The 24,539-nt window shown below is 70.2% G+C and carries 20 protein-coding genes and 1 pseudogene; 12 read left to right on the forward strand and 9 right to left on the reverse strand.

From position 1 onward, the window contains the following. Window positions 1-288: 288 nt before the first annotated feature. The 9 genes from OG206_RS30950 (at window position 289) to OG206_RS30990 (ending at window position 11,576) form a co-directional block, all read left to right on the forward strand. Window positions 289-1,581 (forward strand): glycosyltransferase, encoded by a 1,293-nt coding sequence (locus OG206_RS30950; protein ID WP_327121892.1) that lies wholly within the window; start codon window positions 289-291, stop codon window positions 1,579-1,581. 357 nt (window positions 1,582-1,938) lie between these two features. Next, window positions 1,939-2,958, forward strand: coding sequence for a LacI family DNA-binding transcriptional regulator (locus OG206_RS30955; RefSeq protein WP_327121893.1), 1,020 nt, complete (start codon window positions 1,939-1,941; stop codon window positions 2,956-2,958). An 85-nt stretch (window positions 2,959-3,043) separates the two neighbouring features. Further along, window positions 3,044-4,348, forward strand: coding sequence for an extracellular solute-binding protein (locus OG206_RS30960; protein WP_327121894.1), 1,305 nt, complete (start codon window positions 3,044-3,046; stop codon window positions 4,346-4,348). Continuing rightward, window positions 4,345-5,307, forward strand: a complete 963-nt coding sequence (locus tag OG206_RS30965) for a carbohydrate ABC transporter permease (RefSeq protein WP_327121895.1) — start codon at window positions 4,345-4,347, stop codon at window positions 5,305-5,307. The genes OG206_RS30960 and OG206_RS30965 overlap by 4 nt, the downstream gene beginning before the upstream one ends. 1 nt (window position 5,308) lies before the next feature. After that, window positions 5,309-6,241: a carbohydrate ABC transporter permease gene (locus tag OG206_RS30970; RefSeq protein WP_327121896.1), complete on the forward strand. Its 933-nt coding sequence runs from the start codon at window positions 5,309-5,311 to the stop codon at window positions 6,239-6,241. Window positions 6,242-6,249: 8 nt separating this feature from the next. Continuing rightward, entirely contained in the window at window positions 6,250-7,326 is a 1,077-nt protein-coding gene (locus tag OG206_RS30975) for a glycoside hydrolase family 130 protein (protein ID WP_327121897.1), read from the forward strand. After that, complete coding sequence (locus OG206_RS30980) at window positions 7,323-8,567, forward strand: Gfo/Idh/MocA family protein (protein ID WP_327121898.1); 1,245 nt, start codon at window positions 7,323-7,325, stop codon at window positions 8,565-8,567. The genes OG206_RS30975 and OG206_RS30980 overlap by 4 nt, the downstream gene beginning before the upstream one ends. Then, window positions 8,564-10,204 (forward strand): glycoside hydrolase family 13 protein, encoded by a 1,641-nt coding sequence (locus OG206_RS30985; protein WP_327121899.1) that lies wholly within the window; start codon window positions 8,564-8,566, stop codon window positions 10,202-10,204. Before OG206_RS30980 ends, OG206_RS30985 begins: the two co-directional genes overlap by 4 nt. Beyond that, window positions 10,188-11,576, forward strand: coding sequence for a phosphomannomutase/phosphoglucomutase (locus tag OG206_RS30990; protein WP_327121900.1), 1,389 nt, complete (start codon window positions 10,188-10,190; stop codon window positions 11,574-11,576). The genes OG206_RS30985 and OG206_RS30990 overlap by 17 nt, the downstream gene beginning before the upstream one ends. Window positions 11,577-11,627: 51 nt before the next feature. On the opposite strand, the gene OG206_RS30995 is transcribed toward OG206_RS30990, so the two are convergent. Both OG206_RS30995 and OG206_RS31000 read right to left on the reverse strand, forming a co-directional pair. After that, the gene (locus OG206_RS30995; protein WP_327121901.1) at window positions 11,628-12,638 is read right to left on the reverse strand and encodes a MerR family transcriptional regulator; all 1,011 of its coding nucleotides are present in this window, start codon (window positions 12,636-12,638) and stop codon (window positions 11,628-11,630) included. Continuing rightward, on the reverse strand, window positions 12,638-13,318 hold the full coding sequence (locus OG206_RS31000; protein ID WP_327121902.1) for a HEAT repeat domain-containing protein: 681 nt from the start codon (window positions 13,316-13,318) through the stop codon (window positions 12,638-12,640). The genes OG206_RS30995 and OG206_RS31000 overlap by 1 nt, the downstream gene beginning before the upstream one ends. Window positions 13,319-13,689: 371 nt before the next feature. Here OG206_RS31000 and OG206_RS31005 point away from each other — a divergent pair, with 371 nt between their 5' ends. After that, window positions 13,690-14,715 carry a C40 family peptidase gene (locus OG206_RS31005; RefSeq protein WP_327121903.1) on the forward strand — a complete coding sequence of 342 codons (1,026 nt, stop codon included), beginning with the start codon at window positions 13,690-13,692 and terminating at the stop codon, window positions 14,713-14,715. 185 nt (window positions 14,716-14,900) lie between these two features. Here OG206_RS31005 and OG206_RS31010 read toward each other — a convergent pair whose 3' ends face one another. The 3 genes from OG206_RS31010 to OG206_RS31020 all read right to left on the reverse strand — a co-directional run bounded on the left by OG206_RS31010 (window position 14,901) and on the right by OG206_RS31020 (window position 17,506). Further along, window positions 14,901-15,578, reverse strand: coding sequence for a DedA family protein (locus tag OG206_RS31010; RefSeq protein ID WP_327121904.1), 678 nt, complete (start codon window positions 15,576-15,578; stop codon window positions 14,901-14,903). Between the two features lie 100 nt (window positions 15,579-15,678). Next, the gene (locus tag OG206_RS31015; RefSeq protein ID WP_327121905.1) at window positions 15,679-16,215 is read right to left on the reverse strand and encodes an NUDIX hydrolase family protein; all 537 of its coding nucleotides are present in this window, start codon (window positions 16,213-16,215) and stop codon (window positions 15,679-15,681) included. Between the two features lie 7 nt (window positions 16,216-16,222). Further along, window positions 16,223-17,506, reverse strand: coding sequence for an MFS transporter (locus tag OG206_RS31020; RefSeq protein WP_327121906.1), 1,284 nt, complete (start codon window positions 17,504-17,506; stop codon window positions 16,223-16,225). 132 nt (window positions 17,507-17,638) lie between these two features. Between OG206_RS31020 and OG206_RS31025 the strand changes: the two genes are divergently transcribed. Further along, window positions 17,639-18,577, forward strand: a complete 939-nt coding sequence (locus OG206_RS31025) for a LysR family transcriptional regulator (RefSeq protein WP_327121907.1) — start codon at window positions 17,639-17,641, stop codon at window positions 18,575-18,577. Between the two features lie 144 nt (window positions 18,578-18,721). Here OG206_RS31025 and OG206_RS31030 read toward each other — a convergent pair whose 3' ends face one another. The 4 genes and pseudogenes from OG206_RS31030 to OG206_RS31045 form a co-directional block, all read right to left on the reverse strand. Further along, complete coding sequence (locus tag OG206_RS31030) at window positions 18,722-20,110, reverse strand: SDR family NAD(P)-dependent oxidoreductase (RefSeq protein ID WP_327121908.1); 1,389 nt, start codon at window positions 20,108-20,110, stop codon at window positions 18,722-18,724. A 343-nt stretch (window positions 20,111-20,453) separates the two neighbouring features. Further along, window positions 20,454-21,353, reverse strand: a complete 900-nt coding sequence (locus OG206_RS31035) for a sucrase ferredoxin (RefSeq protein WP_327121909.1) — start codon at window positions 21,351-21,353, stop codon at window positions 20,454-20,456. A gap of 5 nt (window positions 21,354-21,358) precedes the next feature. After that, window positions 21,359-22,510, reverse strand: coding sequence for a cupin domain-containing protein (locus OG206_RS31040; protein ID WP_327121910.1), 1,152 nt, complete (start codon window positions 22,508-22,510; stop codon window positions 21,359-21,361). Between the two features lie 71 nt (window positions 22,511-22,581). Beyond that, window positions 22,582-22,755 (reverse strand): annotated as a pseudogene (locus OG206_RS31045) (BatC protein); the annotation flags it as partial. Between the two features lie 613 nt (window positions 22,756-23,368). Here OG206_RS31045 and OG206_RS31050 point away from each other — a divergent pair. Continuing rightward, the gene (locus OG206_RS31050; RefSeq protein WP_327121911.1) at window positions 23,369-24,250 is read left to right on the forward strand and encodes a class I SAM-dependent methyltransferase; all 882 of its coding nucleotides are present in this window, start codon (window positions 23,369-23,371) and stop codon (window positions 24,248-24,250) included. The last annotated feature ends 289 nt before the right edge of the window (window positions 24,251-24,539 follow it).

Below are 24,539 nucleotides of genomic sequence, written 5' to 3' on the forward strand. Positions count from 1 at the left end.
GGCTCGCGTCGGCCTGGGGCGCCGCATGGACAGAAGGGCGCGCATGGCTCGGCCGCGGGGCGACTGCGGTCCGTTCGGACACGGAGTGGATTGCTCGAACGGCCCATGAGCTGACCCGGCCGTCCCGGTCCGCCCTTGCCACCGGGGGCGGAGAAGTCGCCTGTGCCGGGGGGCGCTTCGAAGCGCCCGCACAGCTGTCGTCATAATTGACGCGGCAATTAAAGCGAGCAAGTGCAGCAGCATCGTTGCGCGCGGGACGGCCTGCTGCCTCTCCAACGGAATGAGATCATGGCGAAAATTCTGCTTACGTCGACGCCGTTCCAAGGCCATGTCGCACCGATCGAAGCGATCGCGGCCGACCTGACGAATCGCGGGCACGAGGTGTTGGTCTATACGGGCGCCCGGTTCGAGGAGCGGGTGCTGAGGACCGGAGCGCGCTTCGTCCCGTACGCCGCGGAGGTCGACTACGACGACCGTGACCTCGACGGTTCCTTCCCGGGGCGCAAACACCTGGCTCCCGTAGACCGCTTCAACTTCGACCTGAAGCACGTCTTCGCCGACGCGATTCCCGCCCATGACGAGCGCATTCAGAAGTTGCTCACGGAGTTTCCGGCCTCGGTGGTCATGGGTGAGGTGGGCTCCTTCGGGCTCCTTCCGATGGCCCTGCGCGCCCCGCGTGGCCGACGCCCGCTGGTGGTCACGGTCAGTGCGGATCCGCCGCTCTTCGACAGCGTGGACACCGCACCTTACGGGCCGGGCCTGCCGCCTCCGGCCGTCGACGAAGACCGGGCCCGGTACGAGGGGATCAGGCAGGATGCGCGGGCCATGTTCGCCGACGGGCAGCAGCATGTCGAAAGGGTCTTCGCGTCGATGGGAGTCACACTTCCCGACTTCATCTTCAACGCCTGCGCCACGATTCCCGACCGCATGCTCCAGCTGACCGTGCCCGAGTTCGAGTACCCTCGCAGCGACGCGCCGGAAGGGTTCCGCTGCATCGGCCCGCTGCCGCCCGCCCCGGAGCCCGATTCCCACCTCCCCGAATGGTGGCACGACCTGCCGGCCGGGCGGCCGGTCGTCGTCGTCACGCAGGGAACTCTGGAGAACGACGATCTCACCCAGCTCCTCATTCCCACGCTCCGTGCCCTCGCGGACATGGACGTCACCGTCATCGCGGCCACGGCCCGCCCTGACGGGCCCGGCATGGTGCGTGAGGTGATGGGGGAGACCATTCCCGGGAATGCCCATGTGGCCGGCTTCGTCCCCTTCGACCGGCTGCTGCCCGCCGCTGACCTTCTGATCACCAACGCCGGATACGGCGGTGTGCAGACGGCACTGCGCCACGGCGTTCCCCTTGTGGTGGGTGGAGAGACCGAGGGCAAGCCCGAGGTGGCCGCCCGCGTCGAGTGGTCCGGCGTCGGCATCAATCTGCGCACCGCCCGGCCCGACGTGGCTGCCATCCGTAGCGCCGTCGACCAGGTACTGAGCGGCTCGCGCTACCGTGAGCGCGCGGACTGGATCCGAACCCGTATCCAGCAGAGCCGCCCCTTCGACGCCATCGCCGAGATCGTCGAACAGGCGTAACGGCCTGCGCGCGGGCACCTGCGGTGCGGGCGGCACGTCCCCGCGCCGAGGCGTCCGTCATCCCGGCGCGACGCCCGGGTGCCCGCGCGCCGTGCGCCCGGCCGGCTCCTTGCCGCACAGGGGTGCGCGCCCCCTGATCGCCACCGGGTCGGCCGTCCGGCTGCCCGGAGGGCGCGCCCGCGCGTGGTCGCCTTCACGCACATGTGGTCCGGATCACGTGGGTCCGACCATTGACCCTCCTGTTTCAAACCGGTTTAGTTAACGCCAGTTGAACGTCTAAACCGGTTTAGAAGCCAGTGGGGGGACGTTCTCCACCGGTCGCCCGGTTCCCCGGGTGCACAGAGAGCGGAAGGCGCCATGGCTCGGAAGCCCACCATCGACGACGTCGCACAGCGTGCGGGTGTCTCGCGCAGTTCCGTCTCGTTCGCCCTGAACAACCGGCCCGGCATCGCAGAGGAGACCAAGCAACGCATCCTGGCGGTCGCGGCCGAACTCGGGTGGACCCCGAGCCGTCCGGCCCGGGCGCTGTCGCTCGGCAAGGCAGGAGCCTTCGGTCTCGTCCTCGCGAGGGAACCGGACCTGATCGGCGCCGACCTGTTCTTCCCGGCTTTCATAGCGGGCGTCGAGGTCGCCCTGGGCGAGCGCGGCGACGGGCTCATGGTGCATCTGACCACCCCCGAGCGGGAGCCGTCCGTGTACGAACGGCTGGCCGCCGACCGCCGGGTGGACGGCGTGCTCCTCACCGACCTGCGCCACGACGATCCACGGCCCGCCCTGATGCACCGGCTCGGGCTGCCCGCGGTCGTGGTGGGACAGAGCGAGTGGAGCGACGGGCTCAGCTCCGTGAGCCTCGACGACCGGCCCGCCTACGTCGACGCCGTCCGGCGCCTCGCCGAGCTGGGACACCGGCGTATCGCCCATGTCGAAGGCCCCCAGGAGCTCCGCCACGCGCACCGCCGTCGGGTAGCCTGGGAGCAGACTTTGCACGCCCTGGGACTGCCGGAAGGGCCCGTACGGCCCGGCGGCTTCACGGCCGAGGGCGGCGCCCGCGCCACTCGCGAGCTGCTGTCGCTGGCCGAGCCGCCCACCGCGATCGTCTACGGAAACGACCTCGCCGCGACGGCAGGACTGTCCGTGGCGCAGGAACTCGGCGTTTCGGTACCGGACCGCCTCTCGGTCGTCGGCTACGACGACACCAGTCTCACCCGCTACACGCACCCGCCGCTCTCCTCCGCCCGCGCCGACGCGCGCGGCTGGGGCGAGGCCGCGGCCCGTGCTCTGGACCGGGTGCTGTCCGGCGAGGAGGTGGCACACGTGGTGCTGCCGCCCGCCGAGTTCATCCCCCGTGCCTCGATCGGCCCCGCGCCCCGTACCTGACGGCCGGGTCGCCGGGCCGATCGAGGCACGGCAAGGAATGTCCGTCCGGCGACGAGGCCGGGCGTGAACAGTTCGGAGAGTTTGCATGCTGAGGAGAACGGCGTACTCGCTGGTCGCGCTCGCACTCGCGGGTGCCGCGACCGCGACCGCCTGTGGGCGGTCGGCACCGGATCAGGCGACCGCGGCGACCGCACGCGGTCCCATCACGATCTGGCTGTCGAACAACGCCCAGGAAGTGGCCTGGGGCAAGAGCATGGTCGGCGCCTGGAACAAGATCCATCCGGACCAGCACGTCACGGTCCAGCAGATCCCGGCGGGTAAGACCTCCGAGGAAGCCATCAGCGCCTCGATCATCGCGGGCACAAGCGCGTGCCTGGTCTACAACACGGCGCCCGCCTCGGTGCCGACCTTCGAGAAGCAGAACGGTCTCGTGCCGCTCAGTGACTTCTCCGACGGTGACGCCTACATCCAGAAGCGGGGTGGCGCGCTCACCGACCAGTACAAGTCGCAGGACGGCAAGTTCTACCAGCTGCCCTGGAAGAGCAACCCGGTGATGATCCTCTACAACAAGAAGATCTTCGCGAAGGCCGGTCTCGACCCCGAGCACCCCCAGCTGGCGACCTACAGCCAGTTCCTGAAGACCTCCCGCACCCTGGTGCACAGCGGCGCCGCCAGGGCGGCGATCTGGCCTGCACCCAGCAGCGAGTTCTTCCAGTCGTGGCTCGACTTCTACCCCGCCTTCGCCGCGCAGACCGGCGGCAAGCAGCTCATCGAGAACGGCAAGCCGCAGTTCGACTCGCCGGCCGGCCGCCAGGTGGCGGCGTTCTGGCGCAAGCTGTACTCCGAGAAGCTCGCGCCGCAGGAGATGTATCCCGGTGACGCGGTCAACGACGGCAAGGCCGCCATGGCCACCGTCGGAGCCTGGGCGGTCTCCGCATACAAGGACAGCGTCGACATCGGTGTGGCCCCCGTGCCGACGGCCAAGGGGAAGTCGCCCGACGACACGTACTCCTTCAGCGACGAGAAGTCCGCCGCGATGTTCAGCGCCTGCCGCAACCGGGGCACGGCCTGGGACCTGCTGAAGTTCTCCAGCTCCGCCCAGCAGGACGGGAAGTTCCTCGAAGCGACCGGCCAGATGCCGATGCGCGAGGACCTCACCGAACGCTACCCGGACTTCTTCGCGAAGAAGCCGCTGTACAACGCGTTCGCACGGCAGGCCGAGCATGTGGTCGAGGTCCCCAACGTGCCGGGTTCCGTCGACATCTGGCAGGCCTTCCGCGACGAGTGGACGAAGTCCGTCGTCTTCGGCGACCAGCCCACCGACACCGGTCTGCGCAAGGCCTCGGAGAAGATATCCGAGCTGCTCGACGAGTACGGGGACCAGTCATGACGAACCTCCGATCCGCCGTCACCGCCCCCCGCGCGGGTACCGCCGTCGTCGGCGGCCGCGGGCCGGCCGAAGGCGCCGCCTCCCGCCACCGACGGCTCACCACCCGGACCGGCGCACTGTTCGTGACGCCGTACGTGCTGTTCCTGCTCGTCGTGTTCGCGATCCCCATGGTCTACACGTTGTGGATCTCCGTTCACCGCTTCTACTTCACGGCTCCCGGCACACACGCGGACTCGCCCTGGGTCGGGCTCTCCAACTACCGGGACGTCTTCACCGACCCCGTCGTAGGGCGCGCCTTCCTCAACATCGCCGTCTTCCTCGTGATCAACGTGCCGCTCACGGTGCTCCTGGCGCTCGTCCTGGCAGCGGCGCTCAACGCGAAGATCCGCTTCCGTGCCTTCTTCCGTGCCGCTTACTACCTGCCGTACATCACGGCGAGCGTCGCGCTCGTCGCCGTGTGGCAGTTCCTGTTCGGGTCGGACGGCTTCGTCAACCATCTCCTCGGCTCGCACGCACCGGATCCCTCGTGGCTGGTCAACTCACACCTCGCGATGCCGATGATCGCCGTCTTCGTCACCTGGAAGCAGCTCGGCTTCTTCGTGATGCTGTACCTCGCCGCACTCCAGAACGTCGGCAAGGAGCTGTACGAGGCGGCCTCCGTGGACGGGGCCGGGCGCATCCGGCAGTTCTTCTCGGTGACCGTGCCGGGAGTACGGCCGGCCACGACCCTCGTCGTGATCTACGCGATCATCACCGGCGCCAACCTCTTCAGTGAGCCCTACCTGCTGACGGGCGGCGGCGGCCCCGACCACGCCTCCACCTCACCCGTCCTGCTCATGTACCAGAAGGGCATCGAGCAGGGGCACCCCGACTTCGCGGCCGCCCTGGGCGTGGTCCTGGTGGCCTTCGTCCTCGTCATCTCGCTGGCCGCCCGCAAGCTCACCGAGAGGGGCAACTGACATGAGCGTCTCCACTCCGGCCCCGGGGTCCAGCACTCCGATGAGCCCGGCCGTGAAAACACCGTCCTCCGGTACCCGGAGGGCCCGCCCCCGGTCCGCCGGCGCGCACCGCACCCGGGGGACGGTCGTCAAGTACGCCGTCCTCTCGCTGGGCGCGGTCGCCTTCCTCTTCCCCTTCTACTACATGATCGTCGGCTCGCTGCGGAAGACGACGACGGGTGATCTGTCCTCAGCCGTGCCCAGCGGACTGACCGGCAGCAGCTACACGGCCGTCAACGGCGCGATCTCGCTGGGGCGCTCCCTGCTGAACTCCGGGATCATGACGATCGGTGTCCTCCTGTGCACCCTCGTCTTCGGGGTGCTCGCCGGCTACGCGCTGGCCCAGCTGCAGTTCCGCGGCCGGGGGACCGTGTTCGCCTCGCTGATGCTCGTGCAGATGGTGCCCTTCCAGCTGCTGACGCTGCCGCTGTACGTCCTCGTGGTCCGCGACTACGGGCTGGGCGACAACTACGTCGGCATGATCCTTCCGTTCGCGATCAACTCGACGGCCGTCTTCCTCTTCCGCCAGTTCTTCCTCCAGCTGCCGCAGTCCCTCTTCGAGGCAGCGCGTCTGGACGGCGCGGGCGAACTGCGCATCCTCTGGAAGATCGCCCTGCCGATGGCGCGGCCCGCGGTACTCACCGCGATGCTGCTGACCTTCATCGGACCGTGGAACGAGTTCCTGTGGCCGTTCCTCGTCACGAAGAACGCCGACATGCAGCCTCTGGCCGTCTCCCTCGCCAGCTTCCTGTCCAACCTCCAGGGCACGGTCGCCAACCCGACCGGCGCCCTCCTGGCCGGCGCCTGTGTGCTGGCCGCCCCCGCTGTGGCGCTGTTCATCCTCTTCCAGCGCCACTTCACCTCGACAGACATCGACTCCGGAGTAAAGGGCTGATTTCCCGCATGAGCACCACCAGCACCACCTCGCACATCCCGTACCGACTGGTGCGCAAAGGCCTGATCATGTCCCCGCTTCCCGGCGAGGCGAACGAGGCCGAGGGAGTCCTGAACCCCGCGTCGGGCCGCACCCCCGACGGCCGTCTGCACCTGCTGCCGCGCCTGGTGGCCGAGGGCAACGTGTCCCGTGTGGGCCTTGCCGAGGTCACCTTCACCGACGGTGTGCCCAGTGGCGTCGAGCGACGCGGAGTCGTCCTTTCGCCCGACGAGGGCTGGGAGCGTGGCAAGAACAACGCCGGCGTCGAGGACCCGCGCGTCACCTGGATACCCTCGCTCGGCAAGCACGTCATGTCCTACGTCGCCTACGGTCCGCTCGGCCCGAAGCCGGCCCTCGCCGTGTCCGAGGACCTGACCAGCTGGACCCGCCTCGGCCCGGTCCAGTTCGCCTACCAGCCGGACCTCGACACCGATCTCAACCTCTTCCCGAACAAGGACGTCGTCCACTTCCCCGAGCCCGTACCCGGCCCGGACGGCGAGCCCGCGTACGCGATGCTGCACCGCCCCATGTGGGACCTCGGCTGGTTCCGCCCCGGCGAAGGCGTCCACCTGCCGGCCGGGATCACCGACGAACGGCCCGGCATCTGGATCTCGTACGTGCCGGTCGCCGAGGTCGAGGCCGACATCCGCGCCCTCGCCCGCCCCCGCGACCACCGCCTCGTCGCCCTGTCCGAGCACCCGTGGGAAGAGCTGAAGATCGGCGGCGGCCCCGCCCCGATCCGCGTCCCCGAGGGCTGGCTCCTCATCCACCACGGCGTCTCCGGCCACATCGAGGACCCCTTCGCACAGAACCAGAGCGTGTCCTACGCGGCCGGTGCGATGATCCTCGACCCGGCCGACCCCTCGAAGGTCCTCGCCCGTTCCGAGGAGCCACTGATGGCGCCCGAGACGGAGGAGGAGCGCGCCGGCACCGTGCCGAACGTCGTCTTCCCGACCGCCATCGAGGAGGTCGACGGACAGCTGTACGTGTTCTACGGCATGGCCGACGCGCACATCGGCGTCGCCCTCCTGGAGCGCACGGCATGACATCCGCGCCGGCCCCACTCGGCCTCGGACTGGTCGGCTGCGGCGGCTTCGGGGCATACGTCCTGGACGCCGTGGCCGGCCTCCCCGGGCTGAGGCCGACCGCCGTCGCCGACCCCGACCCCGTACGGGCGAAGGCGCTCGGCGAACGGTACGGCGTCCCCGCGCTCGGCTCCCTGGAGGAGCTGCTGGAGCGCGAGGACGTGGCGGCCGTCGCCATCGCCACACCGCCGGCCGCGCACGCCGCGATGGCCACGGCCGCCCTGCGCGCCGGCCGGCACGTCTTCTGCGAGAAGCCGCTCGCGACCACCACCGAGGGCGCCCGCGCCGTGGCCCGCGAGGCCGAGCGCGCCGGGCGTGCCCTCGTCGTCGACCACGTCCTGCGCTACAACCCGCTCCTGAGGGCCCTGCAAGGGCTCATCGGTGAAGGGCTGCTCGCGTCCCCGCGCCGGTTCCTCTTCGAGAACGACGCATCCGACCAGGACCTCGGCCCCGGTCACTGGTTCTGGGACCCCGCACACAGCGGAGGCATCTTCGTCGAGCACGGCGTGCACTTCTTCGACGCGGCGCGCGCCCTGCTGGGCTCCGATCCGCTCAGCGTGCGCGCGACCGAGGTACGCCGGCCGGGCGGGCCCGTCGACATGGTCAGCGCCGACGTCCTCCACCCGGGCGGGGTTCTCGCCTCCCACCTCCACTCCTTCACCCACGCGCACCGCTGCGAACGCCAGTTGATGCGCCTGGACCACGGCTTCGCCGAGACCAGGATCGACGGCTGGATCCCGGTCCGGGCCGAGATCTCGGCGTGGACCGACGAGAACGGCGCCGAGGCGTGGGAGAAGCTGCCCGCCCGGGCGGAGGCGCTGCTCCACGTGGACGGCTTCCGTCCGCACGGTGGCGAGCGCGTCTCCGTCACCGTCGAACGAGACGCCGGCGCCCGCGCCCCCGCGCGCGGACGCGGAGAGACGCGCGTCGTGCCGCACCACGTCCGCGCCGTCCTCGATCTCGGCGGCGAGGCCCGCAAACCGCACGTCTACACCGAGAGCGTCCGTGCCGCCGTCGCCGATCTGGTCCGTGTCGCGCGTGACGGAGGTACCCCGGTCGCCGACGCGGTGGCCGGTCTCACCGCCGTCGCCGTCGCGGAAGCCGCCACGCTGGCCGCCGTCACGGGCACCGAACAGCTCGTTCCGGGGCTCGACGGCACCCCGGGTACCAGCGCACCACCGCACCTCCAGGAGTCTTCATGAGCTGGTGGCAGGACACCGTCTGCTACGAGTTGTACCCCCGCGCCTTCGCCGACTGGGACGGTGACGGGACCGGCGACCTCGCCGGAGCGACAGCCCGCCTCGGTCACATCGCGGAACTCGGCGCGGACGCCGTGTGGATCACGCCGTTCTACCCCTCGCCGCTCGCGGACGGTGGTTACGACATCGCCGACCACAGCGCCGTCGCCGCCGACCTCGGCACCTCCGAGGACTTCGACCGGCTCACCGACCGCGCCCACGACCTGGGCCTGAAGCTCATCGTCGACCTCGTGCCGAACCACACCTCCGACCAGCACCCCTGGTTCCAGGAGGCGCTCGCCGCGGGCCCCGGCTCCACCGCCCGCGGCCGCTACCTGTTCCGCCAGGGCCGTGGCCTCGCCGGCGAACTCCCGCCGAACGACTGGCAGTCCGCCTTCGGCGGTCCCGCGTGGACCCGCGTGGCAGACGGCGAGTGGTACTGCCACCTGCACGCGTCCGAGCAACCGGACCTCAACTGGCGGGAGGCGGAGGTTCGTTCCGCTTTCGCCGACATCCTCCGGTACTGGCTGGACCGGGGCGTCGACGGCTTCCGCATCGACGTCGCGCACGCCCTCTTCAAGGCCGAGGGCATGCCGGACGCCGGCCCCGGCCAACACCAGGACCCGCTGCGCAACCACCTCATGCCCTACTACGACCAGGAGGAACTGCACCCGCTGTACCGCGAATGGCGCAAGCTCCTGGACACCCACCCCGCGCCGCCGGGTGCAGTGGCCCCGCACGACCGGGTCATGGTCGCCGAATCCGCCGTGTTCGACCCGGCCAGGCTCGCCCGCTACATCCGCCCCGACGAGATGCACCAGGCCTTCAACTTCGCTTTCCTGGAGGCCGCCTGGGACCCGGTCGAGCTCCGCCGCGTCATCGACGCCTCCCTGTCCGCGCCCGGAGGGGGAGCCGTCACCTGGCTGCTCTCCAGCCACGACGCGGTGCGGCCGGTGACCCGTCTCGGCTCCGCCCGCCGCGCGCGGGCCGCCGCCCTGCTCATGCTCGCACTGCCCGGCTCCGCCTATATCTACCAGGGCGAGGAACTGGGCCTGCCGCAGGCCACCGTCCCGGACCACCGCATCCGCGACCCGCTGTGGGAACGCTCCGGTCACACCGACCGGGGACGTGACGGCTCCCGCGTGCCGCTGCCCTGGTCCGGTGACCTCCCCCCGTACGGATTCACCACCGCCCGGGCCGAGCGCACCTGGCTGCCGCAACCGGACGACTGGGCCCCGTACACTGTGGCCGCACAGGAACGGGACCCCGCCTCCACACTCACCCTGTACCGCGAAGCGCTCCGTCTGCGTCGCGCACACCCCGCGCACGAACCGACGGCCGCACCCCGTTGGTACTCGGCGCCGACCGACCCGTACCTCGCCTTCCGCCGCTCCGCGCTGACCTGCGTCGTCAACTTCGGCACGCAGCCGCTGCCGTGGGCCGCGCTCGGCGTGACAGGCAGCCCCGTACTCACGAGCGGACCCCTCGACGGCGGCACGATCCCGCCCGACACAGCGGTGTGGCTCATCGACGACACGGATCCGCAGCACAACGAAGATCCGCAGCACTACGAAGGAGTCGGCCATGGCCGCGTCCACTGAACCCTCTCCGCGCACCGACCTTTCCTCGCTGGTCAAGGCGTACGACGTGCGCGGCGTCGTCCCCGACCAGTGGGACGAGTCGACGGCCGAGCTGTTCGGCGCAGCGTTCGTGCGGGTCACCGGAGCGCGCGCGCTCGTGACCGGGCACGACATGCGCAGCACCTCGCCCGGCCTCGCGCGTGCCTTCGCACGAGGCGCCGCAGCACAGGGAGCCGACGTCACCGAGACCGGCCTGTGCTCCACGGACCAGCTCTACTACGCCTCCGGCGCGCTCGGCCTGCCCGGCGCCATGTTCACCGCCTCGCACAACCCCGCCCGCTACAACGGCATCAAGATGTGCCGCGCCGGCGCCGCACCGATCGGTCAGGACAGCGGCCTGGCCGAGATCCGCGCGCTCGTCGAGCAGTGGTCCGACAACGGTGCGCCCTCGCCGTCCCCGGAACGCACCGGCACCGTCACGCACCACGACACCTTGACGGAGTACGCGCGCCACCTGCGCACCCTGGTCGACCTCACGGCGATCCGCCGGCTGAAGGTCGTCGTGGACGCGGGCAACGGCATGGGGGGCCACACCGTGCCGACCGTACTCGCCGGGCTCCCCGTCGACGTCGTACCGCTGTACTTCACCCTCGACGGCAGCTTCCCCAACCACGAGGCCAACCCGCTCGACCCGGCCAACATCGTCGACCTCCAGGCCCGTGTACGCGCCGAGCACGCCGACCTCGGCCTCGCCTTCGACGGCGACGCCGACCGCTGTTTCGTCGTCGACGAACGGGGCGAGCCGGTCTCACCCTCCGCCGTCACCGCACTCGTGGCCTCCCGCGAACTCGCACGCAGGCCCGGCGCCACCGTTCTGCACAACCTGATCACCTCGCGCGCCGTGCCCGAGGTGATCCGTGAGGCCGGTGGCACACCTGTGCGCACCCGCGTCGGCCACTCCTTCATCAAGGCCGAGATGGCCCGCACCGGTGCGGTCTTCGGTGGCGAGCACTCCGCGCACTACTACTTCGCCGACTTCTGGAACGCCGACACAGGGATGCTCGCCGCGCTCCACGTCCTCGCCGCGCTCGGCGGACAGGACGGCACCCTCTCGGCCCTCACGCGCAGCTTCGAGCGGTACGCCGCCTCCGGAGAGATCAACTCCACCGTCGGGGACCCGGCCGACCGCCTCGCCGCCGTCCGTACCGCCTGGCGCGACCGGACCGGCGTGACCCTCGACGAACTCGACGGCCTCACCGTCGAAGGCGACAACTGGTGGTTCAACCTCCGGCCGTCCAACACGGAGCCGCTGCTGCGGCTCAACGTCGAGGCCCGCGACCCGGACACCATGCGGACCCTGCGCGACGAGGTCCTGGCTCTCGTCCGTTCGTGAGCCGCGGGCCGCGGCCGCCATGAGACCGGCGCACTCGCACGTACACGGGTCTCATGGCGTGGAGAGATCACCCGCGCGAATCCGCAGGACGTATGCCGCGGTCAGGGCAACGGCGCGGTCGTCATCATGTGACAGACCTTCGAGGGCGGCCGACGCCGTTTCCCCGGGGACATCCGCGAGCGCCTGCGCGAGACGCCGGCGCGCGGACGCCTCCAGAGTCCCGCCTTCGAGGCGTTCGACGAGGAGCACGGCGATCCGATCCGCCAGCGCGGGACGCCGCGCCAACGTGCCCAGGACGTCGGCCGCGTCGACGTCGTCAGCCTCACCGACGACCATGTCGACGAGCGTCGGGACCGCGTCGGCGACCCCGCGTGCTCCGAGCGCCAGGGCCGCGTACCCGCGGACCACGACGTCCGTATGTCCGAGGGCATCCCGCAGCAGTGCCGTCGCCTCGTCGCCCGGGATCTCGGCGAGTGACCGCACGGCACGCGTACGAACCTCGGCGGCCGTCGCGTCGAGTCCCTCGGCGAGCAGTGCAGGGCCGTCACCGCCCGACCGGGCCAGAGCCCATCGAAGGGCACCGGCCACGTGCGGGTCCGCCTCCCGCAGGGCGGCTTCGGCCAGCACCTCCACCGGTACCTCTCCCACTGCGGACAGGGCCGCACGCTGACGTGTCCCTGCGCTCTTCGACCCCAGCGACTGAAGGAGCCCGACGATCTGGAGGACGTTTTCCCAGTCTGCGGGTTCCGCGGCCCCGATCCGGCGGAGCCGCGTCAGCAGTGCCGTCTCGTCGGCGATGCGTTCCCGGGTCCGGCGGATGAGGTCGTCGACGAGTTCCGAGGGCTCGAAACCGGAGTCGTCCAGTGCGCGTCCGACGTCACGCAGTGACAGGCCCAGCGATCGCAGGCTCTCGATGTGGAAGATCCGCCGGATGTCGTCGCCGGAATACTCGCGGTAGCCGGATCCGGTACGACCGCTCGGCCGCACCAGGCCGAGCGAGTCGTAGTGCCTGAGCATGCGCGCACTGACCCCGGACCGCCGCGCAACCTCACCGATCAGCACTACCCGCCACCCTCCTGTCCTGCCCGGCCGAGGACCATGATGCGCTTCGCCTCCTCGATCGCGGAGGCGAATCCGGCCTCGGGGTCGTGGTACAGCCGTTCGGTGGCGATCGCGTGCTCGCGTTTGCCGGGCTCCGCGTCCCTCTCCGCCATCGCCGCACGCACCACCGGAACGGCCGCCTCACCGAGTGCGACGAGCGCCCGGCTGAGGCTCCGCCGCGTCTCGTCGCCGCCGCGACCGAGCTGCGTCGACAGGACCGCCGCCAACCCGCGCTCTTCACCCTCGGGTACGAGCACGACTGCCGCCCGCCAGGCGCTCCGTGCCACTTCGGCGTCGGCATCGGTCAGGAGTGCCTTGGTGATCGCCGGCCACACCCGTCGATCGCCGATCTTCGACAGGGTGTGCAGCGCCTGGCTCCGTGCCTGCGGCCGCTCCGAGCGCAGCTCCGCCACCAGTTGCGGGATCGTCGTCGAGGGCGGGTGACGGGTGAGCGCCCACGTGAGCATGTCGCGCACCAGGAATTCGGGCTCGATCGCGCAGCGCTCGATGAGCGTGCCGACCGACCGCGGGTCGGGGGCCGAGCCCGTCGCCAGCGCCGCACGCAGCCGCGTCGACGAACTGTCGCTGCCGAGTCCCCGGAGAGCACGACTCGTGTCCGGACTCTCTTCCGGCAAGGTCATCGGGACCACCTCCTGCGCTCCAGGGAAGACCTTGTCACGGTGTCAAGGTCAAGCGCGCACGGTCACACCGCATGCTGACCGCATCTCGGAGGCGTGGAGGCTGTGGATGACGGTAAATGCCTGACTGGCCGTCAAGTGATGATCAAATGCCGTGTGTTGTGGGTAAAGAAGTCCCCAGGGTGTCGACATTCTTCACTCGAACATTGAACTGATTACAAGATGGTCACTAAAGTCGGGCCTCGAGCCTTCGCGTGATCGTCACCCATCCAGGGTGGCAGCGAAGGAACCGCCGATTCCGTGATGTGCACGGAGCCGGGGATTCCGTCCCCCACAGCCCGGTAGGCGGCTCAAGGAAGAAGGAGCTCGCCTTCGTGGCGTCCCACCGTCGTCCCAAGCAGCCGAGCCGCACCCGCGTGACCGTGCTCACCGCGACCGCCGCCGCAGCTGTGGCCCTGACCTCCCAGGCCGCGCACGCCGACCCCAAGCCGATCAAGAGCGAGGTCAAGGCGAAGGTCGACAAGCTCTACCACGAGGCCGAGGAGGCCACGGAGAAGTACAACGGGGCCAAGGAGCAGCAGGACAAGCTCAAGAAGCAGGCCGACGCCCTCCAGGACAAGGTCGCCCGCGGTCAGGACGAGCTGAACACACTGCGCGGCGAACTCGGTTCGCTGGCCACGGCGCAGTACCGCTCGGGCGGCCTCGACCCCTCGGTCCAGCTGCTGCTCTCCTCGGACCCGGACAGCTTCCTCGACCAGGCATCCGCGCTCGACCAGCTGACGGCCAAGCAGGCCGAGTCGCTGCAGAAGATCCAGGCGAAGCAGCGCACTCTCGCGCAGCAGCGCAAGGAGGCGCAGGCCAAGCTCGCCGACCTCGACGACGTCCGGGAGACGCTCGGCAAGAACAAGCAGAAGTTCCAGGGCAAGCTCGCCGACGCGCAGAAGCTGCTCAACACCCTCACGACCGCCGAGCGCGCGAAGATGGCCGCCGACGACCAGCGTGCCAGCCGCGCGGCCGGTGACCGGGTCGAACTCGGCAACGAGGTTCCCGCGTCCGCGCTCGGCGCCGCCGCGCTGGCGGCCGCCGACACACGTGTGGGCAAGCCGTACGTGCGCACCGCCACGGGCCCCGACTCCTTCGACTGCTCGGGCCTGACCATGTGGGCCTACGCCCAGGCCGGTGCCAACATCACCCGCACCACGTACACCCAGATAAACGAGGGCACTCGCATCGCGCGCAGCCAGCTCAAGCCGGGTGACCTGGTCTTCTTCAACAACACGTCGCACGTGGGCCTCTACGCGGGCGGCAACAGCGTGCTGCACGCCCCCTACCCGGGCGCCTACGTCCGCTACGAGTCGATGAGCACCATCGGCAGCTTCCAGGCCGCGGTGCGCATCTGATCGGTCGAACGGGCTCTCCGCCGTGCCCCCGAAAGGCTCACGGCGATCGGCGGCACGGAAGTCATACGGCCATCAGGGAAGCCGAACTGTGCATGGGCCTGTGCCCTGCCGGGCGCGATGCGGCAGTGGGTGCCGGCGAACGGCCGCCGCGTCCGCTGCCGCGAAGGGGCGCCGGGGACGCGGCCTCAGCGATCTGAGCCTGAGGTTCGGTCCGTCCGCATCTCCTCCGTATTCCGCAGGTCCGGCCCCCCTGTTCCGGACCTGCGGAATACCCGAACCCCGATCAGGACGAGGAGCGCGAGGGCGGCGGCCATGAGTACCACCTTGGAATAGGTGGATACGTAGCCGGAGACCACTTCCCATTGCTCGCCCAGGAAGAATCCGGCCAGCACGAACACCGTGTTCCACAGCGCGCTGCCGAGGGTGGTCAAGGCGAGGAAGACCGGGAGGCGCATGCGTTCCACGCCTGCCGGTACCGAGATCAGGCTGCGGAACACAGGGATCATCCGGCCGAAGAAGATGGCCTTGGTGCCATGGCGCTCGAACCACGCCTCGGTCTTCTCCACGTCCGCCACCTTCACCAGCGGAATCCTGGCCGCCACGGCGACGACGCGGTCGCGGCCCAGCGCGGCGCCGATGCCGTACAGCGCGAGTGCGCCCACGACCGATCCGACGGTCGTCCACACCAGAGCGGCGTAGAGGTTCATCCCGCCGGTGCTCGCCGTGAATCCGGCCAGCGGGAGGATCACCTCGCTCGGCAGCGGCGGGAAGATGTTCTCCAGTGCGATGGCCAGACCCGCCCCTGGTGCCCCGAGGGTGCCCATCAGGTCGGTCACCCATTGCGTCGCGCCGCTGTCGATCATGCGAGCCACGGTAGTGACCCCAACCTGAAGCCACCCTGAAGACGGTCCGGAGGCCGTGAAGCCGACGGGCAGGGGGTACCTGCCCGTCGTTCCGGAACCCTCAGTACATGTGCCCCGTGTGGGCGAGAGCCTGCTTCAGCAGGACGCCCTGGCCGCCGGGCATCTCGCCCTGGACAGCGGGAGACGCCGCTTCCTGCGGGCTGAGCCACACCAGGTCCAGTGCGTCCTGCCGGGGGCGGCAGTCGCCGGTGACCGGGACGATGTACGCCAGGGACACCGCGTGCTGGCGGGGATCGTGAAACGGGGTGATGCCAGCCGTGGGGAAGTACTCGGCGACCGTGAAGGGCTGCAGAGAGGCGGGGACGTGGGGGAGGGCCACCGGGCCCAGGTCTTTCTCCAGGTGGCGCAGGAGCGCGTCGCGGACGCGCTCGTGGTGCATGACGCGGCCGGAGACGAGATTACGGCTCATCGTGCCGTCGGCGCCGATCCGGAGGAGCACCCCGATGCTGGTGACTTCTCCGCTCTCGTCCACTCGCACGGGCACGGCCTCGACGTAGAGGACGGGCATGCGAGCGCGGGCCATGTGCAGTTCGTCCGTGCTGAGCCAGCCGGGCGTGGTCTCGGTCAAGTCAGACATCGCCCGATCATACTTTCCGGGCCGCGTCCTGGTGGGTGTCCTTCTCAGGAACGCCCGGCAGGGCCTCTGCCACCGGTTTCGGCGCGGCCTCGCGGCGAGGGAGCAGCAGCGGGGTCGCAAGCAGGAGTACCCCGGCCAGGCCGACGGCCGTGCGAGGGCCGAGCAGGCTGCCCAGTACGCCCCAGACCGCCGTCAGGAGTGCGGTCGTCGCCTTGGACGTCACGGCCCAGGCGGACACGGTGCGGGCGACTCGGTCGGTCGCAGTGCGTTCGAGCCGATAGGTGCTGCAGACGGGGTTGAAGACTCCGCAGCAGAGAATGAGTCCGAACTCGACACCGATGACCAGCAGGAGCCCCCCGGTGCCGGGCCCCAGGAAGGCCAGACCGACGGGCCAGATCGCCCGCGTAGCGCCGGCGACGACGAGGACCCGGTGCTGCCCGAAACGCGTGACGAGAGGGCGGGCCAGCCGCGAACCGAGCAGTCCGCCGATCGACGGCACGGCGAACGCGAGGCCGTACTGCCAGGGTGCGAAACCCAGCGGGCCGAGCATCAGGACGGCGAGCAGAGGCTGGGTGGCCATCACCAGACCGTTGAACAGGGCGGTGTTGAAGAACAGCGGACGCAGCGTCACGTCGGCGAGGATGTGGCGCCAGCCGTCGAAGAGGTCCGCTGCCCGCACCCGCCTGGCCTCACGGCGCGCGGGCTGCGGCTCGTGATCCCCGCCCATCGCACGAATGCCGAGGGCGGAGAGCAGATAGCTGACCGCGTCGGCCACTACCGTCGCCACCGGGCCGAGAAGGCCGATGGCGACGCCGCCCAGCGGCGGCCCGATCATCGTCGTCGTCCAGGCTGTCGACTCGAAACGGGCGTTGGCGACGAGAAGGTGGGCGGCCGGCAGCAGCGTCTTCAGGTACGCGCCGGAAGCGGCCCGGAAGGTGATGTCGGCCGCCGCGACGGTGACCGAGACCAGCAGGAGCTGGATGAAGGTGAGCACCCCGAGCGCGAAGGCGGCGGGGACCGTCAGCAGCGCCACGAAGCGCACCAGGTCCATCGCGATCAGCACCGGCCGCTTGGGGCGGAACTCCACCCACGGGCCGAGCGGCACCGCGGCGGCGGCGCCCACCAGCGACCCCGTGGCGGCGAGTGCGGCGACCTCGGCCGGCCCTGCGTCCAGGACCTGGACGGCGATCAGCGGAAACGCACCGAACGCCAGCCATGTGCCGAGCGCGCTGGTCCCGTACGCACCCCAGAGCCAGCCGAACCGCCGCCCCAGCCGGTACCCGCTTTTCATGCCCACGCCCCTCGCCGCTCACCCGCACAACTGAATCGCGGTCGGAAGTATCAAAGCGAGCACCGCACCAGCGAATCAAACAACCGCAGAGCCGTCAGCCACAACCAGGGGTTGTTCACCTAGGGTGTCGGTATGGACCTCGACACCGTCCGGACCTTCATTGCCGTCGCCGACGCGGGTCGGTTCCAGGACGCCGCCGTCGAGCTGGCGATCACCCAGCAGGCCGTCTCCAAACGCATCGCCGCACTGGAGCGCACACTCGGTGTGCGGCTGTTCACCCGCACGGCGCGCGGCGCCGAGCTCACCATCGACGGGCAGGCGTTCCTGACCCACGCGCGAGAGCTGACGCGTGTCGCCGAGCGTGCCGTCGGGTCCGTGCGCAGCGGCCGACGTCCGCTGCGCGTCGACGTGATCGCCTCGCGCGGCGCGGCGACCGGTCTGATGCGTGGCTTCCACCGAGCGCACCCCGAGACCGAGCTCGACGTGGTCATGCTGTTCGACATCGAGACGGCCGTCGCCGCGATCCGGTCCGGCGCGATCGACGCGTCCTTCCGCGCCGTGTCCGTGCCCGGGAGGCCCCTCCCCGAAGACATCGAGTCCGTCCGGGTACTCGACGAGCCGCTCCAACTCCTCACCGGCCCCGCCCACGCGCTGGCCGGCGCCCGGTCGGTCACCGTCACCCAGCTCGCCGGGCACCGGATCTGGATGCCCGGTATCGTCCCGGGCACCGAGTGGGCCGCCTACTACGACGATCTCGTCGCCGAGTTCGGCCTCACCATCGAGGCGACCGGCCCCAACTTCGGTTCCGACGCGCTCCTGGACACCATCGCCGACACCCCTGCCCTGGCCACCTTCATGGGAGGGCAGACCCGCCTCGTCTGGCCGTCCGGCCACGGCCTGCGCCGTATCCCGGTGACCAGCCCGACACCTGTCTACCCGCACTCGCTCCTCTGGCACCGGGACAGTCCGCACCCGGCGCTCAGTTCGCTCCGCGCCTACCTCGCCGACTCCGCCGCTGCCGGCCACGGTGCGGCCGGCACCTGGACGCCGAGCTGGGTTCTTCCCCGCTGAACGCCAACGCTGAACGCCTCATGGCACGCGCTGCGATCGTGGTTGCCGGATTCCCGGGGTGCCACCGCCGGCCTGGCTGGGAAGCAGGCGGACGTGGGCACGCTCGTGAGTGCGCGGCGTACCCCGTGCGGTGAGCCGGAGTTCCTACCAGGCGCTTGCTCCGCCGTCGACGGGGTAGTTGGCGCCGGTGATGAAGGAGGCCCGGTCGGAGGCGAGGAAGGCGGCGAGTTCTACGATCTCCTCGGGCTGTGCGAAGCGCTTGAGGAGGACCTTGCTGGTGATGGCGTCCCTCATGGCCTGGTTGTCGCCGAGGTCCCGGTCGCTGGCGGGAGTCAGAACTGGGCCCGGGCTGATCGCCACGGCTCGGATTCCGTGAGGCGCACCCTCGAGTGCGAGCTGTCGTGTCATTCCGATGACGCCGGCGTTGGCGGCGGTGTGGGCGACCATCGGGGGTGTGGCGCCCGCGATCAGCCCGGCCTCCGACGCGACGTTGATGATGACTCCGCCACCGCGCCGGACGAGGTGCGGCCAGGTGTACTTGGACACGAAGAAGGGGATGTCGAGCTCCCCGGCCTCCGTCGCACGCCAGTCTTCGACGGAGAAGTCGGGCATGGCGCCGAAGCGCTGCATGGCCGCGTTGTTGTAGACGGCATCGAGCCCGCCATAGGCGGCCGCGGCCTCGTCGGCCATCCGGTGCACCTGCTCCGGGTCGGTGAGGTCGACCGGTGCGATGCTCGTCATCTCGCCGCCGGCGCGGCGTACGAGGTCGACCGTCTCCGCATTGGTCTCGGCCTGGATGTCGACACCGACGATCTTGGCACCCTCTCTGGCGAAGATCAGCGCCGCGACGCGTCCCATGCCTCCACTGGTGCCCGTGATGAGCACGATCTTTCCGTCAAGTGTTCCCATGGTCCTGCTCCTGTTTCGTGAATCGTCCTGGGGCCATCGGGCCCCGTGATGCGTGTGTGAGCCGGGGATGCGCGGGCTGGCTTTGTGTCGGCCCACTCCTTCGTGGAGGCCGGGGCCGGCCCCAGCGCAGTCCTGCTCGGTGCTGGTGTGACGGTTCGGGGCGACTGCTGTCGTCGACGTCGCCGGGGAACCTGTCGTAGGTGCCGTCGGATCGGTGCTCGACGGGGACCCGCCGTGGATCACGCGGCCGGTGGGGGTGCCGCTGGATCCGGCCGTGCGGCCGGACGCGGTCATCCCGAGCACCATCCCCGTGAGTAACACCTCGCCACTGGTGCGTGTGACGGTCCTGCCGTCCTTCGCGAGCCGGTCGAGGGAGGCAGGCGCGGCGTCCCGGAGTCCCGTCCAGACGGGCAGGTCACTCTTGATCCGGTCTTCGAGCTGTTCGGATCCGTCGAATCCAAGGGGCATCACACCCTGCGAGGTGGAGCGGTCGGGGCCGTTGCCGAGGTCTCCGTTGTAACCGGTATGGGAGGGCGGCGCGACCGGCAGCCCGATCGCCTTCCCGCGCCTTCCGGGTTCCCAGGTGTGCGTCACTGCGGCTGAACGGTCCCTCTTGCTGGACATGGCACCTCTGATCAATGGGCCGATATCTCTCGAAACGGACATTTGCTTGACTTGGCAAGCATGCATCTCCGCTTGACAGTCGTCAAGCAATCCTTGTCGTGTCACGCAGGGCCTCGCGACGTGGCCTCGATGCCTTCGCCGAGCTCGACATCGTCGAGCTCTACCGGCAGTCCGCGAACGCCCCGGCCATGAACCCGTTGCTGACGCAGGACGGGAACAGCGTGGCCGACGCGCTCGCGGGCGTTGTCCTGCAAGGCCCGCCGGCCACGGGCGACGAAATGACGCGATCTGATCCGCGGGCAGGACGCCTCTCGGAATCCCGTCCCCTCAGCGGCCCGCCTCCTCAGCGGGCGCGGATCGAAGTGACCTCGTAGGCGACGGCGCGGCCCGTGGACGGTCCGTGGCAGGTCAACCGTCGTGGCGGTGTCCGGTGGGCGTGCACCTCGACCTGCAGGCCGGCCGGGTGCGGCAGGCTGCCGTCGACGTGGATCTGCCAGCGGTCGTCAGCGACGCGGGAGGTCGCGGCGACGGTGTAGTCGTGCCGTCCCGCGGGACCGAAGCGCTCGAGCACAGCCGTCACGGCCGCCTGCTGCGGTGGAAACAGATTCGTGTACCCGCGCAGGTGCTCCGCGTGGATGAGGCCGGCCAAATGCTCCCGGACGGCCGTGACCGCGGAGAGGGCGTCGAGATCGCCGTAGTAGACGCCGTCGGGCGCGATGACGACGTTCGCCGCGAACCTGTCACCCCCTACGTGCGTGCACTCCCACACCAGATCGGGCCAGTGCTCGCTGAGGGCACGGCTCACTGGCCGTCCGCGCACCGCACAACAGGTGTCGTGCCTCCCGTGGGTACAGACGAGGACCACGGGAGGGCAGCCCAGCCTGCCGGGGGCATCGAGGGCACTCGCGATCTGCGCCAGGTCCTCGTCACGGCTCCACCTTCCCCATTGCTGGCGGTATGCGCCGAGGCCCTCGAAGTGCAGGACGGCCCAGTTCGGCGGTTCCTCGCTTCTGAGCCGTCCGTGGCGCCTGACCAGCAGCACGCGGGCCCTGACCGCTTGGGCGGCGGAGTACACGAGCGCTTTGGTGTCCGGCTCGAGATCGAGACCGTCGAAGCCGTTGGCCGGCCAGCCGCCGCGGTACTCGATGAGGATCCAGACCGAACCGTGCGGCGCTGTGCCCATGATCGAGTCGCCGCGTATCCGGGCCGCGTCGGCGCAGAAGAAGCGCTCGGACGCCGACACCGCGTTCACCGCCCAGCGGGCACGACCACACCCGCGTGCAGCAGTCTCCCGACGAGGTCGACGCCGAGGTCGGCGGTGAGGTGGATCCCGCCGTCCAGCAGCCGTTCGACAGAGGGCAGGTCCGCCGTCGGGAAGTCGAGCCATCCCACGCGAGTGAGCAGCCGTGCACCCTCCAGCCGCGCTTCCAGCGCCTCACGAAGCCGGACGCGCGACGCGGGGCCGAGACTGTCGACGGCCCGCAGCTGAGCCAGCGGCCCCAGTGGTGCCGGGCGTGCCTGCCGCCGCTGGGCACGATGGAACCGGGACGCGGAGTCCGCATCGGCGACTGCGGCCATCAGCCTCTTCCTGACGATACCGATCTCACCCTCCGGCCCGTCCACGCCCAGGGGCAGGGAGGTGCGCATCTCGGGGTCGTCCCGCAGCGCGTCGAGCGCGGCCCGGGCGAGCTGCTCGGCCAGCGCGTGGCGTGTCCAGGTGTGGACTCCGAGCGTCAGGTGGATCGAGATCTCACCCTGTGCCTGGGCGGCGTGCAGCCAGCCTCGCGGCAGATAGAGAACGTCGCCGGGCTCAAGCACCGTGTCGGTGTGGGCCTCGCCGCACGCTGCCTCGGCCACCGCGGACCTGAACGCCGTCCAGGGCTGATCGCGGAGGGGGTCGGGATGCACCGGCCGGTGGACGACCCAGCGCTTGGTGCCCTCGACCTGCACCACGAAGACGTCGTGGACGTCGTAGTGGTCGTCGAACCCGCGACTCTGCGGCGGAGTGACGTAGGCATTGGCCTGCACCGGATGCCCCAGCTCCGAGCCGAGCCCCGCACTGAAGTCCGCGACCGGCGCCCATGTGCGTTGCAGGGCCTGCAACACCAGAGTGGCACCGTCGGCGAACGCACGCCACAGAGCGGTGTCGTCCGCCTGATCACCGACACCGGCCCCGACGCCCGCCGGCGACGTGTACGAGGATTCGGGAAGCGTGGCCCCGTTCTTGGCGACGCGGAGAAAGGGGATGCGCAGACCACGGCGCGACACCAGTTCATCCACCGCCTCGGCGGAGAACAGATCGGAGAAGTCACCGGCGCCGCGAGCCAGAAGCGCCGCACGGCCCCACACGTCCCGGGCGAACTCCTGCGGGCCGAGCCCGGTCAGACGTGATATCGACACCGCCGTGTCCGTCGCGCCGGCCGCGCCACCGGCACCCCTCGGGGGCGTACTCAAGAGCGGCTGCCGGACTCCTCGGCGCCTCCGTCGGCTCCGCCGTCGTGGACGCCGGGTGTGCCGGCTGCTCCGCCGTCCGCGGGGCCTTCGGCGCCTCCGTCGGCTCCGCCGTCGTGGGTGCCGGGCGTGCCCGCAGCTCCGCCGTCCGCCGGGCCCTCTTGCTGGTTCGGATCCTGTTCGGGGTTGGTCATGCTTCCTCCAGTAAATGGAAGGGTTGCAGCCGAATTCCCTCGGTGACAGAAAGGGTGTGAGAGAGCGACCTCATCAGGACGTCGCCGTGATCAGCGTACTGCCGGTCGGCGTATGCATCGATTCGGAGGAAGAGGGGCCATGGGGGACGGGGGCGTTGCCGCACCTGTCGGGTGGGGACGTCTGAGGAGGGCTCGTCACCGGGACCCTCGGCCTGGTGGAGTGCGCGGCCTGCCGTCATGGGTGCGTCTCCCTGTCGCCGCAGATATAGGCGTCGCACTCAGCGGTCCGTTTTCGGGCCCAGGTCTTCCTTCGGCCATTGGAGTGACGGAATTGCAGATGCGCGTGTCGGATGGCAAGGGAAGCCGCGTCGCGCCTGATTGCAGGCTCGCTACGGAGGCTACTCCCGGGCTTGGTCCGCCTCTGCGATCGATTCGGTCGTCGGTGTGCATCACACGCGGTCCGTTGTCCTCTGCCGGCCGGTCACCGCAGATCTACGCCTTTGACACCTCGGCCTACGGTGTTTTACTTTGCCATGCAAGTAATGCTGTTCGGGTGGGACCGCGCCCGGCACGGTCCCACCGATCCGATGCTCTCGTCCCGGGAGGACGCCAGATGTCACGCGCCCATGAACAACCCTCCTCGGACTACCTGTTGGGTCACTCACCCACGGAGACCGACCGACTCGTCCTGCAGGCCCGCCTGTACGATCCGATCACGGAACAGGTGCTGCGTCAGGCAGGACTCCGCCCCGGGATGCGGGTCCTCGATGTCGGGTGCGGCGCCGGGGACGTATCGTTCCTGGCGGCGGAGATCGTGGGTCCCACGGGCGCGGTGACCGGAATCGACGCGGCTGCGGATGTGCTGGAGGTCGCGCGTTCGCGCGCCGTGGCGCGCAGGGGGAGCGGACCGGTCGCGCGAGGGCCTCTCAGCTTCGAGCAGACGACTCTGACGGACATCAACCTCGACGAACCGGTGGACGCGGTGATCGGCCGCCTGGTCCTGGGGCATCTGCCCGACCCCGTCGCTGCGCTGCGCTATCTGTCCGGTCTGGTACGCCCCGGCGGGCTCATCCTGTTCCAGGACTTCGACAACTTCCCCCTGCGCGTCGAACCGCCGACACCTCTGGCGGGCGCCGTGCTGAAGGCCATCACCGAAGCGCTCACCGTGGGTGGAACCAGTCTCGGCGCAGGGGCGCGTCTCTACTCGCTCTTCCACCGGGCCGGTCTCCCCCCGTCGGGGCTGTCGGCGACCACACCGATGGGCGGAGCGGAGGACGCCACCGTACTTCCGCTCGTCGTGCAGACCTACCGGGCGCTGTCCCAGGCGGCCCTCCCGGGCAACTCCCGGGACGGCGGCCGTGCGCAGACGATCGGCGACGTAGAGACGCTGCTCCACCGTCTGCGCCAGGAGCTCACCGAGGAACTCGCAACGGTGATCATGCCGACAGCCGTCACGGCCTGGAGCAGAACACCTGAGGCTGAGGGCGCACCGTGAGGGCGCGTGTCCGTCACCCCAGGGCGGATCGGCGTGCGCCACGTGTGAGTCCGGCGAAGATGGTGTGAACCCTGATGGGCGTTTGCCACGTGTCTTGACCGGAGGCACCCTGCATTTCGCACATCGGCGGAAGGCCGGGCGTCCGACAGCCGCCGCTCAGTCCGGCCCGGCGTTGACTGCCGGCACCGCTGACCGGGGTGAGCCGCTTCAAGGCTCCCCGGCTGGTCCGGCCCGTGGGGGGACGGGCCGGCCGGGGTGCGGAGTCCGGTACCTGTCCTGGGGCGGGTAC

The sequence above is a fragment of the Streptomyces sp. NBC_01341 genome (assembly GCF_035946055.1).
Classification (GTDB): Bacteria; Actinomycetota; Actinomycetes; order Streptomycetales; family Streptomycetaceae; genus Streptomyces.